This window comes from Aminobacter ciceronei (assembly GCF_014138625.1).
GTDB classification, from domain to species: domain Bacteria; phylum Pseudomonadota; class Alphaproteobacteria; order Rhizobiales; family Rhizobiaceae; genus Aminobacter; species Aminobacter ciceronei.
In genome coordinates this window covers 97,116-113,631 of record NZ_JACJHY010000009.1, presented here as the reverse complement: position 1 = coordinate 113,631, position 16,516 = coordinate 97,116, and the positions used below count along the sequence as shown (strand labels likewise).

Sequence of the window (16,516 nt, the reverse complement as noted above, 5' to 3'; positions counted from 1 at the left end):
GTCAGCTCTTGCTGGCCTTTTCCTTGGTCGAATTCACGGTCTCATCATTGCGGTGCTCGACCGTCTTGGAGTCATCGGCTTCGTCGTCCGACATACCCTTCTTGAAGCTCTTGATGCCCTTGGCCATGTCGCCCATCAGTTCCGGGATCTTGCCACGACCAAACAGCAGCAGCACGACGACCAGAACGATCAGCCAGTGCCAGATTGAAAACGAACCCATTGAACTCTCTCTTGAACAGTTTCCCTGCGATTGATCTAGGCTCTTTCGCTTCCGGATTCAAACACTAGAACATCCGCTTTCCGAAGCGACAGCCATATATCACGTGCTTTTGCGGACAAAGCGCCGCAGCGTATGCGCGCCCGCACCGGCGTCTCGGCGCCCGGCACCGCGAGTTCAAGCAGTTCGACGACGCCTAGATAGCGCCTGGAAATGATGCGGGCCTGCGTTTCGCCGGTGTCCTCGCTGACGTCGATGCCGGTCAGGCGCACGGCGACAAGCACGTCCGCGCCGTCTGAAACGGCTGTTTCGACCTCGCCCACCGGGGTCGCGGCATAACCGTCCAGAACAGTGGCTGGAAAGACGTTGAGCTCGGAAAAGAAGCCGGCGACGAACAGATTTGCCGGCTTGAGGTAGAGGTCTTCCGCCCTGCCCGTCTGTACCAGCTTGCCGTCCTTCAACAGCGCGATGCGGTCGCCCATGCGCATCGCTTCTTCGGCATCGTGCGTAACGACGATGGCAGTCGCCCGGCTTTCGCGCAGGATTGCCAGGGTTTCGGCGCGCACCGAATCCTTGAGGCGCGAATCAAGCCCGGAGAACGGCTCGTCCATCAACAGGACCGCCGGTCGCGGCGCCAACGCGCGAGCTAGAGCCACGCGCTGCTGTTCGCCGCCCGACAAGGCATGCGGATAGTTGTCGGCGTAATGTTCGAGCCCGACGCGGGCGAGCGCGATCAGCGCTTCCTTCCTGGCCTCCTCGCGCGACAGCGCGGTCAGCCCGAAGCGGACGTTGTCGAGGATGGTCAGATGCGGAAACAGCGCAAAATCCTGGAACACCAGGCCGATAGAGCGCTGTTCCGGCGGCAGGAACACCTGAGGACCAGCGATTTCCTTGCCGTTCAGCAGTACGCGCCCGGAGGTCTGCGCCTCGATGCCGGCGGCAATCCGGAGCAGCGTCGTCTTGCCTGAGCCCGACGGCCCTAGAAGGCACAGCACCTCGCCCGGCTCGGCGGCAAGACTGACCTCGCGTAGCGTCTCCGAGCCATTGCCGAAGGAATGGCGAATGTCCTCAAAAGCCAACCGCGCGGCGAAGGTCACGCCCGCAGTGACACGCGCTGCCGTCTGGGTTTGATTTGTCGTCACAGGATCGACCTCCTGCTGCCGGTTCCACACCGGCGCGGGTCAATCATCTGTGGCGCGGGGTGTCAACAGGCCGAGCTCTTCCAGGTCGATGTCGGTGAGCGGGTCCTCGTCGTCGGTGAGCAGGTCAGGATCGGACGGCGGCAGCGGCACCGAGAAGCCGGGCGGCATGCGCGACGACAACAGCCCTGCCCCCTTCAGCTCTTCCATGCCGGGCAGATCGCGGATCTCCTCCAGGCCGAAATGGTCGAGGAACTTGTCGGTCGTGCCATAGGTCACCGGCCGGCCCGGCGTCTTGCGCCGGCCGCGCATGCGCACCCATTCGGTTTCCATCAGGGTGTCGAGTGTGCCCTTCGAGGTCTCGACGCCGCGGATATCCTCGATCTCGGCGCGGGTCACAGGCTGATGGTAGGCGATGACCGACAGCACTTCGAGGGCGGCGCGCGACAGCTTCTTCTGCTGGATGGTGTCGCGGCTCATCAGGAAGGCAAGATCGCCGGCAGTACGGAACGCCCAGGAATCGGCAACCTTGACCAGATTGACGCCGCGCCGCTCGTAGATGCGCTGCAACTCGGCCATGGCGGCGGGAACGTCGATGCCTTCCGGCAAGCGCGCGACAAGCTGCCGTTCGCTCACCGGCTCGGCGCTGGCGAAAACGATGGCTTCCGCCATACGCACAGCCTCGGCCAGATGCAGCCGTGCCGCCGGGTTGCGCTCGACAGTCTCCTCGTCCTCGTCGTCGAGGGCAAACGGGACGACATTTGATCCTTCGGTCATGACGCACCTTCGGTCTGCGGGGCCGCGGCCTGGCGTTCACGCAGGTAGATCGGCGCAAACGGCTCGTGCTGACGGATTTCGACGGTCCCGTCGCGGACCATTTCCAGGCTGGCGGCAAACGAGCTGGCGATCGCCGTTGCACGCTCTTCGGGGCTGGTCATGTAGCGGATCAGGAAATGATCGAGCGCAGTCCAGTCCTTCAGTTCGCCGACCATGCGGGTCAGGATCTCGCGTGCTGCCTTCAGCGACCAGACACCGCGCTTGGCGATCTGCACATTGGTAATCGCCTGCCTTTGGCGCTGGCCGGCATAGGCGCTCAAGAGATCGAACAACGAGGCCGAGTACTCGTTGCGCTTGTCGATAATGACCAGTTCGGGGGCCCCGCGCTGAAAGACATCGCGACCGAGCCGGTTGCGGTTGACCAGCCGAGAGGCGGCATCGCGCATCGCTTCCAGGCGCTTCAGGCGGAATTGCAGCACGGCGGCCAGCTCTTCACCACTCTCGCCCTCGTCGCCCGGCAACTTGGGGATCAAAAGCTTGGACTTGAGGAAGGCGAGCCATGCCGCCATGACCAGATAGTCGGCGGCGAGCTCCAACCTCAGGGCCCGCGCCTGCGAGACGAAGGTCAGGTACTGCTCGACGAGGGCCAGGATGGAAATGCGGGACAGATCGACACGCTGGCTGCGCGCCAGGTGCAGCAGAAGATCGAGCGGGCCTTCGAAGCCGGCGACATCAACGACCAGCGACGGATCGTCAGTCATGCGGTCGTCAGCGTTCTCCGCCCACAGACGGTCCATCGGTGCTGGCTTTTGCGCCTTGCTTTCCAATGCTTCCGCCAATTCCGTGCCTTCTCCTTGAGAGGCTATGCAACTGCCTCGAAAGTGTGTCCGAATTCCGCCTGCTGCACGGTTTCAGCGCGGGCATGCAACTTGCCGGCGATTTTGCAGTGAAGGACAAGATCGGCATCCGCCGCAAGGATTGCCGCGGTCTTTGCCCGGTAATCCCCAGAAAGCCGCGTCCCCAACGTGTCAGGCGGTGATTCGGTCATGCCAAGAGCTTAGCGCCTTTTGACCTGACATAGAATCGTGCGCATCGTCAGGGCCTGAAAACGAAAACGGCGCAGCCAGGCTGCGCCGTTTTCCGATTTGGGTGTGGCTCGCTTACTTCGAGACGAAGCAGTTGCCGCCGGCGGCCTTGTAGCTTTCGCACAGGCTGACCGCATCGTTGCGGGTGCCGGCAGGTACGCGAACACGCCAGAACGTGCCCTTGCCGGCGATGTCGGCCTTGACGATGCTGACTTCGCGGCCGTTCAGCACGCTGCCGTAGCGGCGGGCGAGATCGGCATAGGTCGACTTCGCGGCGGCTTCGCTCGGCTGCGAGGCGATCTGCATGGCCCAGGCGCCGGATGCTGCAGCCGTCGTCGGGGCCGACGGCGCGATAGCTGCCACCTGGTCAGGCTTGACCTCGCCAACGACATCGACCGGCTGCTCGGACGGGCGCTGTGGCGCGATCGGAGCGGTTGACGGGGTGTTGGCCGACTGCGCAGGCTTGGCGACAGGCGCCAGCGCCGGCTGTGCCGGGACGGTGCCGGTGGCTTCGCTTGCCGGCTCGGCAACGCGCTGCGGTGCCGGATCGGTCGGCTCGGTTGCGGCAACAACGGCCGGGGCCGGTTCTTCGCGCGGCACCAGCGTGCCATCAGGCCTCACCACCATGGTGCGGACCTTGCGCGGAGCAACAGCAGCCGTCTCGGTGCTGGCGTCGGGCTGATCGGCCTGTGGCACTTGCGCGACACGCTCTTCCGACTTCGCGGTCGGTTCAGCGGCGACATCGTCTCCGTTGAGCGGCAGGTTCTCGGGCATGTTCGCCTCGGCTTCCTGTGCCGCGAGATCGACCGGCTCTTCAGCGTTGGTAACAAGCTTGTCCTGGGCCGGAGCACCATTGGTCGAGCCGCCTGCGACGCGGTCATAAACCTTGCTGTCCTGGTTCGGCACGGTTGCGCCGCCCGGATTTTCCGGCTTGATCTTGATCGGGCTCTCGTCGGCCTTGACGATGACGGGGGCGCCTGCCCCCTCGCCGCCGCCGAATGACAGGGCGAAGGCGCCAATGCCGCCGACAACCGCGACCGCACCGACGATTGCGGCGATCATCATGCCGCGACGTGCCGGACGGGCTGCCGGCGAACCGGGCAGCGTTTCCATCGCTTCGTCGAAATCAGGATCGTAGTCGAACTCGTCGGCCTGGGCCTGCTGGCGCGGCGCATTGGACTGGCTCTGCTGCATGCCGCCGAGGTCGAAGCCACCCAGGCGGTCATCGGCCGGCTGGCGGCCGGCATACATCGCTGCGGCACCGGCTGCGGCCGCACCTGCCAGTTCGATCGGCTGCGATGCATCGCCATCGCGCAGCGTCTTGCGATCGAAGCCGTCGGCATAGGGATTCGACGCATAGTTCGACGACGCGGCCGGCTTGGTAACCTCCGGTGCATTCATCTCGTTCATCAGGTTCGAGAATTCACCGTCGAGATCGTCATAGGCCGGAGCCGGCGGCGCGTCATCCTCGAACGACAACTCGGGAATGTCGAGGTCGTCGGCGAGCGCGACGGCCTTTTCCGGCACATCGACGGTCTCGATATCGGGTGCATCGTCGAAGGACGAAACGGCGGCGAAAAGCTCGGCTTCCAGATCATCGACCTCGGGCTCAGCTGGCGCATATGCCTCGGGTTCGGCCTGCGGTGCATAAGCTTCGGGCGCATAGGCCACGGGTTCGGCCTGCGGCTCGTAGGTCGGCGCGACCGGCACATAGGCATCCGGTTGCTGGATTGCTTCCGGCTGGTAGCTCGACTGGGCTGCTACAACTGGTGCGGCAGCGCGCGGCGCAACCGGCGTGCCGAGGCCCCAGCTGCGGGCCTGCTCGTAGCGCGAGGCCGCAAGCGGACGCATCGGCGCTGCGGCAGCAGCGGCTGCTGAGACGGCAACTGCCGGCGCTGCAACTTCCGCCACCTCGGCCACGGCACTGCGCTCGAGCGCCATGTCGAAGGCGTCGTCATCAAAGCTGACGTCGATGTCGGCCTGGTGATCGTAGCTCGGCTCGGAATAGCCGGCATCGGCCTGGACGGGAGCCGCTTCCTCGGCGGCCACGAATTCCTCGACCGGCGCGTCGTAGGACGGCGCATAGTCGGTGTCGTCATAAGCCTGCGCCGGCTCTTCGGCAGGCTGCTCGGGCGCCCACAGCGAGCTTGCGAAGGTGGGCTCTGGCTCAACAGCAACCGGTTCGACGACGCGAAGCGGCGTCGGCTCGGACAGCGCCTTGGCCTGGCTGCTCATATTGCCAAGCAGTGCGTTCAGCTCGTCTTCGAGGCTGGTGTCTTCGACAGATGCCACCGGAGCCGCGACCTGGGCGACCTCGATCTCCTGGACCGGCGCTTCGACCACCGACTCGACGGCTGGCGCTTCATAAGCGACGGCAGGCTCATAGGCGGGCTTTTCGTCACGCAGCGCCTCCTGCAGGCGGCGTTCGAACTCGTCATAGTCCTCGGCCTGCGCGACAGGTGCTGCAACCGCCTGCGGCTCCTCGACCAGATCGGCATGCGAGAACGCGATTTCCGGCTCGGCCGGCTGGTATTCGCCCAGCGTCAGCTGATCGTCAGCGACAGCTTCAACAGCATAGTTGTCATCGTCAACAGCCGCGAAATCCATGTCGACATCGGCAAGGGCGACGTCAAACTCGGCATCGAGATCGACTTCGGTCGAAGTCGAATAAGAAACCGGCGCAGCGACCTGCTCGGCAGGCTCATCGGCCACCAGCAGTTCGTCCTCCATCGAGAATTCCTGTTCGAAGGACGCAGCAACCGCGTCGTCAAAATCGGGCTCAGGCGTGAAGGACGGTTCGGGCGTGAAAGCGGGCTCAGGAGCGAAAACGGGTTCCGGAGCGAAATTGACTTCAGGCGCCGGCTCATAGGCAGGTGCGGCAGCATAAGCCCGCTCTCCGGGATGAAGCAGCTCATCCTCGAGCGAGAAATCCTCGAAGCTCGCGGCAACGGCATCGTCGAACGACGCGTCGGAGGCGAATTCCGGCTCACGAGCGCGCTCTTCGGTCAGCGCGTAAGGAACCGACGATTCGACGGGCGTGTAGGACGAGGGTTCGTTTGCCTGAACATATGCCGCGGGGGCAACGTGCTCGGGCGCCGCGACGAGATCGTCGCCGGCCAGCTCGCCGAGCAGTTCCTTCTCCAGATCAATGCCGAAGTCGTCGTCGACAGCCGGTTCGATGCGCTCAGCGGGCGCACCAACATCCTGGCGCACCACTGGCTGGCGCGGGTCGAAACCCATGATCCTCGTCAATTCGGCGAAGGGATCTTCGTCGGCGAAGTCATTCTTGTCTGCGATCTTCAGCTGGGTTCTGTCTGCCATTCTTTTTCCCGAACTCTCGCACTTTTTTCGGACGCAGTGAACGTCGCGTAAGGTTGGCCCTTACCAGCGCAATGTGGGCAAAAGGTGACATTCAGCTCCGGAAAACCTAGCGCATTTCGGTCGGCGCATCCGCTCCGATCAACGCCAGGCCTGACGTCAAAACGTCCGAAACAGCCTGCACCAGCCCGAGTCTGGCATAGGTCAATTCTGGATCGTTAACCTTAACAAACCGTAAGTCATGGTTGTCCGTGCCACGATTCCAGTGTCCGTGGAAGGTGCTTGCGAGGTCGTAGAGATAGAATGCCAGCCTGTGCGGCTCCATCGACTGTGCGGCCGACTCGATCAGGCGCGGATACTCGGCAAGCTTTTTGATGAGTGCGATTTCGCCTTCGTCCGTCAGCCTTTCGACAGCCCCGATCAGGCCGGCGCGCGCGAACTCTGCTTGGCCGAGCTGCTCCTTTGCCTGCCTGAACACCGAGTGGCAGCGCGCTGATGCGTACTGCACGTAGAACACCGGATTGTCCTTGGACTGCTCGGTGACTTTGGCAAAATCGAAGTCGAGCGGCGCATCGCTCTTGCGGTAGAGCATCATGAAGCGAATCGCGTCGCGACCAACTTCCTCGACGACCTCGCGCAGCGTGATGAACTCCCCTGCCCGCTTGGACATGCGCACCGGCTCACCGTCGCGGAACAGCTTGACCAGTTGGCACAGCAGCACGTCGAGCTTGACCGCACCGTCGGTGACGGCACGCGCCAGCGCTTCCATGCGCTTGACGTAGCCGCCATGGTCGGCGCCAAGCACAAACACCAACTCCTCGAAGCCGCGGTCGACCTTGTCCTTGAGGTAGGCGACGTCGGCGGCGAAATAGGTGAAGGCGCCGTCCGACTTGACCAGGGCGCGATCCATGTCGTCACCGACCTCGGTCGAGCGGAACAAAGTCTGCTCGCGGTCTTCCCAGTCGTCAGGCTTCTCGCCCTTGGGCGGCGGCAGCTTGCCCTTGTAGACATGGCCCTTCAGTGTCAGGTCGCTGATCGCCGAGCGGATCGCCTTGGCGTTGTCGGCATGCAGCGTGCGCTCGGAGAAGAACACCTCGTGGCGAACGTCGAGCAGCGCCAGATCCTCGCGGATCATCACCATCATCGCATCGATGGTGCGATCCTTGATCAGCGCCAGCGCTTCTTCCTCGGGCTTCTGCAGCAGGTCGCGGCCGAATTCCTTGGCCAGCGCCTGGCCGACCGGCACAAGGTAGTCGCCCGGGTAGAGGCCGGCAGGGATCTCGCCGATCTGCTCGCCGAGGGCTTCGCGATAACGCAGCATTACCGAGCGGCCGAGCACGTCGATCTGCACGCCGGCGTCGTTGATGTAATATTCCTTGGTCACGTCGTAGCCGGCAAAGCCGAGGATGTTGGCCAGCGCATCACCGACAACCGCGCCACGGCAATGGCCGACATGCATCGGCCCGGTCGGATTGGCCGAGACGTATTCGACGTTGACGCGCTTCTTCTTGCCGAAGCCGGAGCGGCCGTAGTCGGTGCCGCGCGAAAGCAAGTCAGCCAGGTGCTTCTGCCAGAAGCTGTCGTGGAGCTTGAGATTGACGAAGCCCGGGCCGGCAACCTCTGCCTTGGCGACGTCGGCATCCTTGGACAGCTCCGCCACAAGGCGTTCAGCCAGCGCGCGCGGGTTCTGCCCGGTCGGCTTGGCCAGCACCATCGCCGCATTCGTCGCCAGATCGCCATGGGTCGCATCGCGCGGCGGCTCGACGGCAATGCGCGTCAGGTCGAGCGCGCCGCCCTCTTTCGGAGTCAAATCAAGCGCTTCGACGGCTTTGGTAATCCGCTCGCTGAAATCGGCGAAAATGTTCATTTCTGGGCTTTCGTAGGACGCTTCGACGTCACTTTTGACGTGACATTCCACTGAATGATGATTTCGCCCGGCCTAAACCAAATCGGGCGTATGGTCAAACAAGCGTCGGTGCTCCTTGACCGCATAGGTGTCGGTCATGCCGGCCAGGAAATCGGCGACGGCGCGTGCCTTGATGCGATCCTCGGCCCTGTCGAGCCCCTCACGCCAGCCCTCGGGCATGGCGCGGGGATCAGCGTAATAGGCGTCGAACAGGTCGCGCACGATGCGGTCGGCGTTGGCGCGCACCCGCATCACCTCGGAGTGCCGGTACATGTTGCGGTAGAGAAAAGCCTTCAACTCCTTCTCCGAAGCCGTCATCTCGCCCGAAAAGGTCACCATGACCTCGCCCGCGTTCCTCACCTCATCGGCGCTTTGCGGTGCCAGGCGCGCGATCCTTGCGGTCGCGGTGGAGATGACGTCCTCGACGAACATGGTGATCTGGCGCCGCATCAGTTCGTGACCGGTGCGCATTGGGTCGAGCGCGGGATAACGCTCGCGCACGCCGCGCAGGATCGCGGCCGGCAGTGGCACGTCGTCAAGCATTTCGAGGGTCAGCAGCCCTGCCCTCAGCCCGTCATCGATGTCATGGGTGTTGTAGGCGATGTCGTCGGCGATCGCGGCACACTGCGCCTCCAGGCTGGCAAAGCGGTCGAGCTCGAGGTCATGCAACTCGGAATAGTCGCGGATCGCCTGCGGCACGGGGCCCTTCAGCCCCTTGCCGGTGGCGTCGGTCAGCGGGCCGTTGTGCTTGACCAGCCCCTCCAGCGTCTCCCAGGTCAGGTTGAGACCGTCGAACTCGGCGTAACGGCTCTCCAGCCGTGTCACCACGCGCAGCGACTGGGCGTTGTGGTCAAAGCCACCCCAGGCCGCCATCTTGTCGTTCAGCGCGTCCTCGCCGGTGTGGCCGAACGGCGTGTGGCCGAAATCGTGGACCAGCGCGATCGCCTCGGCGAGATCCTCGTCGCAGCGCAGCGCACGCGCCAGGGCGCGGGCTATCTGCGCCACCTCGATCGTGTGCGTCAGCCGGGTGCGGAAATGATCGCCTTCATGGGCAACGAACACCTGAGTCTTGTGCTTGAGGCGACGAAAGGCCGTCGAATGGATGATGCGGTCGCGGTCGCGCTGGAACGGCGTGCGTGTCGGGCTTTCAACCTCGTCGAACAGGCGGCCGCGCGAGGCCGCGGGATCGCAGGCATAGGCCGCGCGCGGCCGGTAGCCGAAGCCGATATCGCCAAGTTGCCGTTCGCCTGCCATACTCCCCACCTGTTGACTTGCCCCAGGTGGCTTCATACCTATCATAAGAAACTGAAAGCAAGGTGACGCCAATGGGCGCTGATGCCAAGACCGCCATGAAGGTCGACATGACCGAAGCCGCAGCGAAGCGGATAGCCAAGATCGTCGCCGGCGATCCGGGCAAGATCGCGTTGCGCATCTCGGTCGAAGGCGGCGGCTGCTCCGGTTTTTCCTACAAGTTCGACCTCGTCGAAGGCCGCAACGACGACGACGTCGCCATCGAACGCGATGGTGCGACGCTGCTCGTTGACGACCTGTCGCTCGTCTATATGGGCGGCTCGGTCGTCGATTTCGTCGACGACCTGATGGGCCAGTCGTTCCAGATCAAGAACCCCAACGCGGTCGCCGGCTGCGGCTGCGGCACCAGCTTCTCCATCTAGTCATGCGCAGGCCGCAAGCGCTCCGTCAGGTGGCGCTTTCGGCCGGTCGCGACATCGACGCGACGCTTGCCTTCTGGCTCGATGTCTTCGGCCTTCCCGTACACGCCCGCTACGACCCGCCCGGCATCGCCTTCATCATCGTCGGCGGCATCAGGCTGTTTTTCACCGGCGGCATACCGCAGGCGACCGTCTATCTCGACATAGACGACCTCGACTCCTTTTACGAAACCGCATCCGACAATGGCGTGGCGTTCACCACGGCACCCACGCTCGTCCACCGCGATGCGGCGGGCGAATTCGGCCCTGCCGGCGAGAGCGAGTGGATGGCTTTCCTGAAGGACCCCGCCGGCAACACGATCGGGCTGGTCGAGCGCAAATAGGCTTGCGCATTCCTCTGAACCACTCCATCTCGTCGCGATGCGCCGCTGCCCCCGGGCGTTCTAAGATTCCGAGCGTAAGGGAACAGCATGCATATCCGTCCTTTTGAACCGCGTGACTTCGATGCCGTGGTGAACGTCATCCTGCCCATCCAGCGAGACGAATTCGGCTTTGACGTTACCGTCGACCACCAGCCGGACCTCCGGATCATTCCAGAATTCTATCAGCGCGACCTTGGCGATTTCTGGGTCGCCGAAGCAGATGGCAAGATCGTCGGGACGATCGGCCTGGTCGACATTGGCGATGGGCTCGCCGCCTTGCGCAAGATGTTCGTCGCCGCCGAGTGGCGTGGCCGCGAACATGGAATCGCCGCAAAGCTGCTGGGGCTCTTGCTTGCCACGGCCCGCGAACGCGGCATCCGCGCGGTCTATCTCGGCACCACCGACAGGTTTCTTGCCGCCCATCGCTTCTACGAGAAGAACGGCTTTGCCGAGGTCGCCAGATCCGACCTGCCGGCGAGCTTCCCGGTCGTGTTCATCGACACCAAGTTCTACGTGCACCGGCTGGACGCCTGAAAGGCAGAGGGCCCCACGCAGGGGCCCTCGTCTCTTGCCAGTGGTCCGGCATCAAGCTTCCGACGCCATCGCAGCTTCGCGGATCTCAGCCTCGTTGACCTTGGTGCCGTTGAAGAAGGCGTTCAGCACCACCGCCGACACCGATGCCAGAAGGATGCCCGACTCGATCAGCGGGTGGATGTCGTGCGGCATCCACATCTTGAAGTCGGGGGCGACGAGCGGGATCATGCCGAAGCCGATGGAGACCGCGACCACGAACAGGTTGTTGCGGTTGGTCTTGAAGTCGACATTGGACAGGATGCGGATGCCGGTCGCCGCCACCATGCCGAACATCACCAGCCCCGCACCACCGAGCACCACGGTGGGCAGCGCCTCGACCAGCGCGCCCATCTTGGGCACCAGTCCCAGGATCAGCAGGATCACACCGCCGGCAACGCAGACAAAGCGGCTCTTGACGCCGGTAACGCCGACGAGGCCGACATTCTGCGAGAAGGAGGTGTACGGAAAGGTGTTGAACAGGCCGCCGATAATGGTGCCAAGACCATCGGTGCGCAGGCCCGCCGACAGCATCGGCTGGGTCACCTTGCGTCCGGTCATGTCGCCGAGCGCCAGGAACATGCCTGTCGATTCGATCATCACGACGATCATCACCAGCACCATCGTGATGATCAGGATCGGGTCGAAGATCGGCATGCCGAAGCGCAGCGGCGTGATGAGCTCGAACCACTCAGCCGAAGCGACCTTGTCGAAATGCATCATGCCGAGCGAAGCGGTGAGCACGCCTCCAATGAGGATGCCGAGCAGCACGGCGATGTTGGCGACAAACCCCTTGCCGAACTTGGCGATGACCAGGATCGACAGCAGCACGACCGCCGAGATGCCGACATTGACCAGCGGCGCATAGGCGGCGTTGGGCGCGGTTGCGGCGAGCGCAAGCTTGGCCGGGATCGGCGGGATGGTCGAGCCGGTGGCAGCCGCCATCTCAGTCACGGTCTTCAGCCATTCGGCATGCTCGGGCGCCACCAGCCGGGGCGCGGTCGGACCGACCGGGTTGCCGAATATCCAGTTGATGCCGATGCGCATCAGCGACGCGCCGATGACGACGATGATGGTGCCGGTGACAACAGGCGGAAAAAACCTGAGCATGCGGCTTACAAGCGGCGCGATCAGGAAGGCCACGATGCCGGCGCCGATGATGGCGCCGAAGATCATGCGGGCGCCGTCGGGGCCCTGATTGGCGTTGGCCATGGCGACCATCGGGCCAACGGCGGCGAAGGTGACGCCCATCATGACCGGCAGCTTGATGCCGAACCACTGGGTCGCGCCGAAGGACTGGATGATGGTGACGAGGCCGCAGACGAAAAGATCAGCGGAGATCAGGAAGGCGACCTGCTCCGGATCGAGCTTGAGGGCTCGTCCGATGATGAGCGGCACCGCGATAGCGCCGGCATACATGACCAGCACGTGCTGGATGCCGAGCGCGGCTAGGCGAGGCGCTGGAAGCACCTCGTCCACAGGATGAGTACTGTTGGACATGGCATTTGTTCCCCTTTTGCCAGCCGGTCCGAAGAATGCCGAAGAGGACCGGTTCCCTTCTCCCAAGGGATGGTGCAGGATCGTCTGGAACCGCCGTGCAGGCTATCAAGAATTGTTTGAAATCATCGCGTGAAATTCATGAAGATCGTCACCTGGAACATCAACGGTGTCCGTGCCCGTATCGAGAACCTTGTGCATTGGCTCAAGGAAAGCGATCCGGACATTGTCTGTCTGCAGGAAATCAAGACGGTCGACGAAGGCTTTCCACGTTTCGAGATCGAGGCGCTCGGCTACAATGTCGAAACCCACGGCCAGAAGGGCTTCAACGGCGTCGCGATCCTCTCCAAGCTGCGCTTCGACGAGGTCAATCGCGGCCTGCCGGGCGATGATGCCGACGAGCAGGCGCGATTCATCGAAGGCGTGTTCTCGACCGACAAGGGCGTGCTGCGCGTGGTGTCGCTCTACCTGCCCAACGGCAACCCCGTCGGCACCGAAAAATTCCCCTACAAGCTGTCATGGATGGCGCGGCTGGAGCGCTGGGCAACGCAGCGGTTGGCACTCGAAGAGGCGCTGGTGCTCGCCGGCGACTACAACGTCATCCCCGAGGCCATGGACGCCCGCAACATCGAGCTGTGGCTGGGCGATGCACTGTACCAGCCCGAGACGCGGCAGGCGTTCCGCCGGCTGGTCAACCTCGGCTTTACCGAGGCCGTGCGCGCGGTCACCGACCAGCCCGACGTCTATACCTTCTGGGATTACCAGGCCGGCGCCTGGCAGAAGAACAATGGCATCCGCATCGACCACCTGCTGTTGTCGCCGGAAGCCGCGAACCGCTTCGCCTCGGCCTCGATCGAAAAGCACGTGCGCGCTTGGGAAAAGCCGTCCGACCACGTGCCGGTGGCGATCGACCTCACCCTTCAGGCGGCGTGAGGCACTGCCACAGCTCCGGCTCTGGCGCACCTATTGCAATTCACAATCTTGGGGAAACTGGTTGGCGACCGCCAATGGCGGTCTCGCCGACAAGTGCTGCAAGCCGGCCGCAACCGCTGTGCCGCCTACTGGTTGCCTTTGGTCAGGATGTCTTCGGCAAGCGAGATCGCCGTGCGGCGATCGGATTCGTCGGCCAGCGCAAATGCCTCTTCCTGCATGCCGCGGATCCAGGGCTGGTCGGAGGGCTGGGCGCGTTCGAGGGCCGCGGTCATCATGGCAAGGCCGCGCACCACCTTGCCGCTCTGGAACAAGAGATTGCCAAGCGTCGCCTGCGCGCCGGCATGGCCCTTTTCCGCCGCCAGCTGCAGCCAGCGGCCAGCCTGCTTGACGGACGCCTTCACGCCACCGTCGCCCTTGAGGAACATCTTGCCCATCTCGTACTGGGCATTGGCATTGCGGTAGTTGGCGGCGGCGCGCATGTAATATTCCTGCGCGGCGACCGGGTTGGCCGAGACCGGGCTTCCCGGGATGCCTTCCTTCATGTAGCCACCGAGTGCCACGAGCGCATCGGAGACATAACTCTCCTCAGGCGAGCCGGGCTCGACATCCTGCTCGGCGATCTCGGTGAAGAACTTGAAGGCCTCGTAGTCGTCCTGGGCGACGCCGTCGCCTTCGGCATACATGCGCGCGAGCTTCCAGGTGGCGCCGATCTGGCCATTTTCAGCGGCGTAACGATAGGCCTCGACGGCCTGGTCCTTGTGACCGCTCTTGTAAGCGGAGAAGCCGAACTGGAACACAGCCCACGGGTTCGATTCCGGCTTCACGCCGGTCTTGTCGTCGAACACCTTGTCGTCGAACGCCAGCGCCTCGCCTGCGGCGCCCAACAGGGAGACCGCGACAAGCGCCGAAAAGGCTGATGCTCTTACCAACTCAGATATGCGCATGGCAGTACGTTTCTTCCGCCCACCTCGGTGGGTGACCGTGGCCTCGCCCTGCAGCTCGGACACAATTCCAGATCGCGCCCAGCTTTTCGGCCGGACCCGGATTCCATTCTTTCGCCCTCTCCACGCTTTCGCAGTCGGACCGCGCCAGGCCAGCCTCTGCGGCCGTCTGCGCCAGGTCCACGACATCGATCACATCAAGATGCGCGTTGTTTTCGACCAAACTACGGCCAAGGCCTTGCAAGAAATCGTGATCGGCGGCCAACTGCGCCGGCACGCCTGCGGAGTGTATGACGACGCCAATACTTCTGCGGGGCGCGCGAAAACTCGAAGCACGGCAGGAAAAGCGGCGTCCAAAGGCCGATGCCGCCGTCTTTCGACGGCTGGGCAGCTTGGCCATGAAGGTCGCCTTGGCGTTCATTTCTGTTCCCGCCGCGACATCGCGACTTTGCTGTTGGTTTCCGTTGCCAACGTCCCTCAACCGGGCGCTGGTCCGAAGACCCATTCGAGGTGCGCCGGGTTTATGGCGGGAAATTGGCAATGTCCCCGTCATGTTCCTTAGCCGATAGCTTGATTAAAAAGTGTTGCCGAATCGTCACAACTGTTGCCGACTTGCCGCGCCATGGTTTCCAAATAAGAAACGCGCTGCATCGGCGACAGGCCACAAAAAAGCCGGGCACGAGGCCCGGCTTCTTCTGGATCGATTGTGGAGCTTACCACTTCACGCTGTAGCCAGCCGAGACGGCGACGGACCAGTCGTTGCCGACGGCACGATTGAAGCCAAATGCCGGATCAGTCATGGGCAGAGCAAGGCTATACTTATCTTCGGTCGCGGCGGTCAGATAAGACAGACCGACGCCGGCGCGGAGTTCGCCGCCGATCTTGTCCTTCATCGAAACGCCGGCACCAACGGTGTAGGTATCGCTCTGAAGATCCCAGCCGGTGCCGACGCCACGATCCCAGGTCGCAAAGACCGTGCCGGAGATCGCATCCGTAAACGCGTGGCCGATACCGCCCGTGACCGTCCAGCCGTCCTGCCAATTGTAGGTGTTAACCCGAGTGTTGGGACCAGGATTGAACTTGTTTAGAACGAGCAAGAGCCGCTCGTTTACCGACCAGTCCGTCCACTTCACACTACCGTATGCGAGCCAACCCGGAGCGATGCCGGACTGAACCTTCAACTCAACGCTCTGTGGAAGCTCCGCGAAGCCCTGAGCAACCGGTGCTCCGTTGGTCGTACCCTCTGCCGCCACATCGGTACCCGAGCGGTACATCAACTGAGCGCGCAGTGCGATTTCCGGTATCTCGTATGCGAGGCCAGCTCGCCAACCAATATCGTTATCCTTCAGCTTTACCGAAACGGTACCACTGCCGCCAAGCAGAGTGTAGTCGACGTTTTCGACAAAAAGACCGCCAAGGAACGAGAGGCTTCCCTTGCCCATTTCGTACTTGAAGGCGCAAGTAGCACCATACTCAGTTACGGTAAAATCCTCTTCCAGTTTCCTCAGCGTACCATTGCCCAGCCCACGATAGCTCACGCCACCGCCATACGGCTGGCTCACTGTCCCGGCGCAGGAAAGCTGGTCAAAGAACTTGAACTTAACGGCAGCTGACGGGACGACATAAGTATCCGCGAAATTGTAGCCAGTACCGTCCGCGTAGCCATTTACAGTGAATTCGCGGTGCGGCTTGACCACGACGACGCTGGTACGCAGGTTAAAGTTGCCCTGTTCAAACAGGATGTCCGTATCGGCCGTGCCGCGCGAAAAACCGCCAGCCTGGGCTGCGCCTGCCGCAACGATCGTCAGCGCCGTTGCCCCCAGCAGCGCTTTGAGACGCGAAATGTTCATGGTGGTCCTCTCCCGAATGCCTCGTGACGAGAATTGAACGAATTCAGACTGCTCACGCAACATTGATTTTTTGCAAACATTGGCGGCCCAGCGGCAGGGGCATGGCAGGGGTCATCGCCTTCCGCTTACGCAAACGTCAATTTTAGCCAATTCCGCATCATTCGATCCTGAATCTCCAGGGAAATCCGGAA

General features: G+C 63.0%; 17 protein-coding genes. 5 read left to right on the top strand and 12 right to left on the bottom strand.

Going from position 1 to position 16,516, the window contains the following annotated elements; genetic code table 11:
- Position 1 precedes the first annotated feature (1 nt).
- The 8 genes from HNQ95_RS11550 to HNQ95_RS11515 form a co-directional block, all read right to left on the bottom strand.
- Positions 2 to 220 (bottom strand): twin-arginine translocase TatA/TatE family subunit, encoded by a 219-nt coding sequence (locus tag HNQ95_RS11550; protein WP_115732237.1) that lies wholly within the window; start codon positions 218 to 220, stop codon positions 2 to 4.
- Positions 221 to 255: 35 nt separating this feature from the next.
- A complete protein-coding gene (locus HNQ95_RS11545) occupies positions 256 to 1,359 on the bottom strand; it encodes an ABC transporter ATP-binding protein (protein ID WP_182574085.1) in 1,104 nt (367 codons plus the stop codon).
- A 39-nt stretch (positions 1,360 to 1,398) separates the two neighbouring features.
- Complete coding sequence (gene scpB / locus HNQ95_RS11540; protein ID WP_067961618.1) at positions 1,399 to 2,133, bottom strand: SMC-Scp complex subunit ScpB; 735 nt, start codon at positions 2,131 to 2,133, stop codon at positions 1,399 to 1,401.
- Complete coding sequence (locus HNQ95_RS11535; protein WP_067961616.1) at positions 2,130 to 2,930, bottom strand: segregation and condensation protein A; 801 nt, start codon at positions 2,928 to 2,930, stop codon at positions 2,130 to 2,132. The genes scpB and HNQ95_RS11535 overlap by 4 nt, the downstream gene beginning before the upstream one ends.
- Before the next feature lie 65 nt (positions 2,931 to 2,995).
- Positions 2,996 to 3,181, bottom strand: a complete 186-nt coding sequence (locus tag HNQ95_RS11530; RefSeq protein WP_067961615.1) for a hypothetical protein — start codon at positions 3,179 to 3,181, stop codon at positions 2,996 to 2,998.
- A 112-nt stretch (positions 3,182 to 3,293) separates the two neighbouring features.
- Positions 3,294 to 6,539 (bottom strand): SPOR domain-containing protein, encoded by a 3,246-nt coding sequence (locus tag HNQ95_RS11525; RefSeq protein ID WP_182574086.1) that lies wholly within the window; start codon positions 6,537 to 6,539, stop codon positions 3,294 to 3,296.
- Positions 6,540 to 6,645: 106 nt separating this feature from the next.
- Positions 6,646 to 8,403 (bottom strand): arginine--tRNA ligase, encoded by a 1,758-nt coding sequence (argS, locus tag HNQ95_RS11520; RefSeq protein WP_182574087.1) that lies wholly within the window; start codon positions 8,401 to 8,403, stop codon positions 6,646 to 6,648.
- Positions 8,404 to 8,475: 72 nt separating this feature from the next.
- Positions 8,476 to 9,696, bottom strand: coding sequence for a deoxyguanosinetriphosphate triphosphohydrolase (locus tag HNQ95_RS11515; protein WP_182574088.1), 1,221 nt, complete (start codon positions 9,694 to 9,696; stop codon positions 8,476 to 8,478).
- Positions 9,697 to 9,767: 71 nt separating this feature from the next.
- Here HNQ95_RS11515 and erpA point away from each other — a divergent pair, with 71 nt between their 5' ends.
- From erpA to HNQ95_RS11500, 3 genes are all read left to right on the top strand, one after another.
- On the top strand, positions 9,768 to 10,115 hold the full coding sequence (gene erpA / locus HNQ95_RS11510; protein WP_067961606.1) for an iron-sulfur cluster insertion protein ErpA: 348 nt from the start codon (positions 9,768 to 9,770) through the stop codon (positions 10,113 to 10,115).
- Between the two features lie 2 nt (positions 10,116 to 10,117).
- Positions 10,118 to 10,495, top strand: coding sequence for a VOC family protein (locus tag HNQ95_RS11505; protein ID WP_182574089.1), 378 nt, complete (start codon positions 10,118 to 10,120; stop codon positions 10,493 to 10,495).
- A gap of 87 nt (positions 10,496 to 10,582) precedes the next feature.
- Complete coding sequence (locus HNQ95_RS11500; protein ID WP_182574090.1) at positions 10,583 to 11,068, top strand: GNAT family N-acetyltransferase; 486 nt, start codon at positions 10,583 to 10,585, stop codon at positions 11,066 to 11,068.
- 51 nt (positions 11,069 to 11,119) lie between these two features.
- On the opposite strand, the gene HNQ95_RS11495 is transcribed toward HNQ95_RS11500, so the two are convergent.
- Positions 11,120 to 12,604, bottom strand: a complete 1,485-nt coding sequence (locus HNQ95_RS11495) for a nucleobase:cation symporter-2 family protein (RefSeq protein WP_067961599.1) — start codon at positions 12,602 to 12,604, stop codon at positions 11,120 to 11,122.
- Between HNQ95_RS11495 and HNQ95_RS11490 the strand changes: the two genes are divergently transcribed.
- Complete coding sequence (locus tag HNQ95_RS11490; protein WP_157097079.1) at positions 12,597 to 12,737, top strand: hypothetical protein; 141 nt, start codon at positions 12,597 to 12,599, stop codon at positions 12,735 to 12,737. The two genes, HNQ95_RS11495 and HNQ95_RS11490, sit on opposite strands and share 8 nt — an antisense overlap.
- 5 nt (positions 12,738 to 12,742) lie before the next feature.
- Positions 12,743 to 13,534 carry an exodeoxyribonuclease III gene (gene xth / locus HNQ95_RS11485; protein WP_182574137.1) on the top strand — a complete coding sequence of 264 codons (792 nt, stop codon included), beginning with the start codon at positions 12,743 to 12,745 and terminating at the stop codon, positions 13,532 to 13,534.
- A 125-nt stretch (positions 13,535 to 13,659) separates the two neighbouring features.
- Here xth and HNQ95_RS11480 read toward each other — a convergent pair whose 3' ends face one another.
- The 3 genes from HNQ95_RS11480 to HNQ95_RS11470 form a co-directional block, all read right to left on the bottom strand.
- Positions 13,660 to 14,478, bottom strand: a complete 819-nt coding sequence (locus HNQ95_RS11480) for a tetratricopeptide repeat protein (protein ID WP_067961595.1) — start codon at positions 14,476 to 14,478, stop codon at positions 13,660 to 13,662.
- Positions 14,465 to 14,896, bottom strand: coding sequence for a hypothetical protein (locus HNQ95_RS11475; protein WP_182574091.1), 432 nt, complete (start codon positions 14,894 to 14,896; stop codon positions 14,465 to 14,467). The genes HNQ95_RS11480 and HNQ95_RS11475 overlap by 14 nt, the downstream gene beginning before the upstream one ends.
- A 292-nt stretch (positions 14,897 to 15,188) precedes the next feature.
- Positions 15,189 to 16,325: an outer membrane protein transport protein gene (locus HNQ95_RS11470; RefSeq protein ID WP_182574092.1), complete on the bottom strand. Its 1,137-nt coding sequence runs from the start codon at positions 16,323 to 16,325 to the stop codon at positions 15,189 to 15,191.
- Positions 16,326 to 16,516 lie beyond the last annotated feature (191 nt).

What these genes read in the sequence shown, in the direction of transcription:
- HNQ95_RS11550 (WP_115732237.1), bottom strand. Translation starts at nt 220, where the DNA reads ATGGGTTCGTTTTCAATCTGGCACTGGCTGATCGTTCTGGTCGTCGTG.
- scpB (WP_067961618.1), bottom strand. Translation starts at nt 2,133, where the DNA reads ATGACCGAAGGATCAAATGTCGTCCCGTTTGCCCTCGACGACGAGGAC.
- HNQ95_RS11535 (WP_067961616.1), bottom strand. Translation starts at nt 2,930, where the DNA reads ATGGACCGTCTGTGGGCGGAGAACGCTGACGACCGCATGACTGACGAT.
- HNQ95_RS11530 (WP_067961615.1), bottom strand. Translation starts at nt 3,181, where the DNA reads ATGACCGAATCACCGCCTGACACGTTGGGGACGCGGCTTTCTGGGGAT.
- HNQ95_RS11525 (WP_182574086.1), bottom strand. Translation starts at nt 6,539, where the DNA reads ATGGCAGACAGAACCCAGCTGAAGATCGCAGACAAGAATGACTTCGCC.
- argS (WP_182574087.1), bottom strand. Translation starts at nt 8,403, where the DNA reads ATGAACATTTTCGCCGATTTCAGCGAGCGGATTACCAAAGCCGTCGAA.
- HNQ95_RS11515 (WP_182574088.1), bottom strand. Translation starts at nt 9,696, where the DNA reads ATGGCAGGCGAACGGCAACTTGGCGATATCGGCTTCGGCTACCGGCCG.
- erpA (WP_067961606.1), top strand. Translation starts at nt 9,768, where the DNA reads ATGGGCGCTGATGCCAAGACCGCCATGAAGGTCGACATGACCGAAGCC.
- HNQ95_RS11505 (WP_182574089.1), top strand. Translation starts at nt 10,118, where the DNA reads ATGCGCAGGCCGCAAGCGCTCCGTCAGGTGGCGCTTTCGGCCGGTCGC.
- HNQ95_RS11500 (WP_182574090.1), top strand. Translation starts at nt 10,583, where the DNA reads ATGCATATCCGTCCTTTTGAACCGCGTGACTTCGATGCCGTGGTGAAC.
- HNQ95_RS11495 (WP_067961599.1), bottom strand. Translation starts at nt 12,604, where the DNA reads ATGTCCAACAGTACTCATCCTGTGGACGAGGTGCTTCCAGCGCCTCGC.
- xth (WP_182574137.1), top strand. Translation starts at nt 12,743, where the DNA reads ATGAAGATCGTCACCTGGAACATCAACGGTGTCCGTGCCCGTATCGAG.
- HNQ95_RS11480 (WP_067961595.1), bottom strand. Translation starts at nt 14,478, where the DNA reads ATGCGCATATCTGAGTTGGTAAGAGCATCAGCCTTTTCGGCGCTTGTC.
- HNQ95_RS11475 (WP_182574091.1), bottom strand. Translation starts at nt 14,896, where the DNA reads ATGAACGCCAAGGCGACCTTCATGGCCAAGCTGCCCAGCCGTCGAAAG.
- HNQ95_RS11470 (WP_182574092.1), bottom strand. Translation starts at nt 16,325, where the DNA reads ATGAACATTTCGCGTCTCAAAGCGCTGCTGGGGGCAACGGCGCTGACG.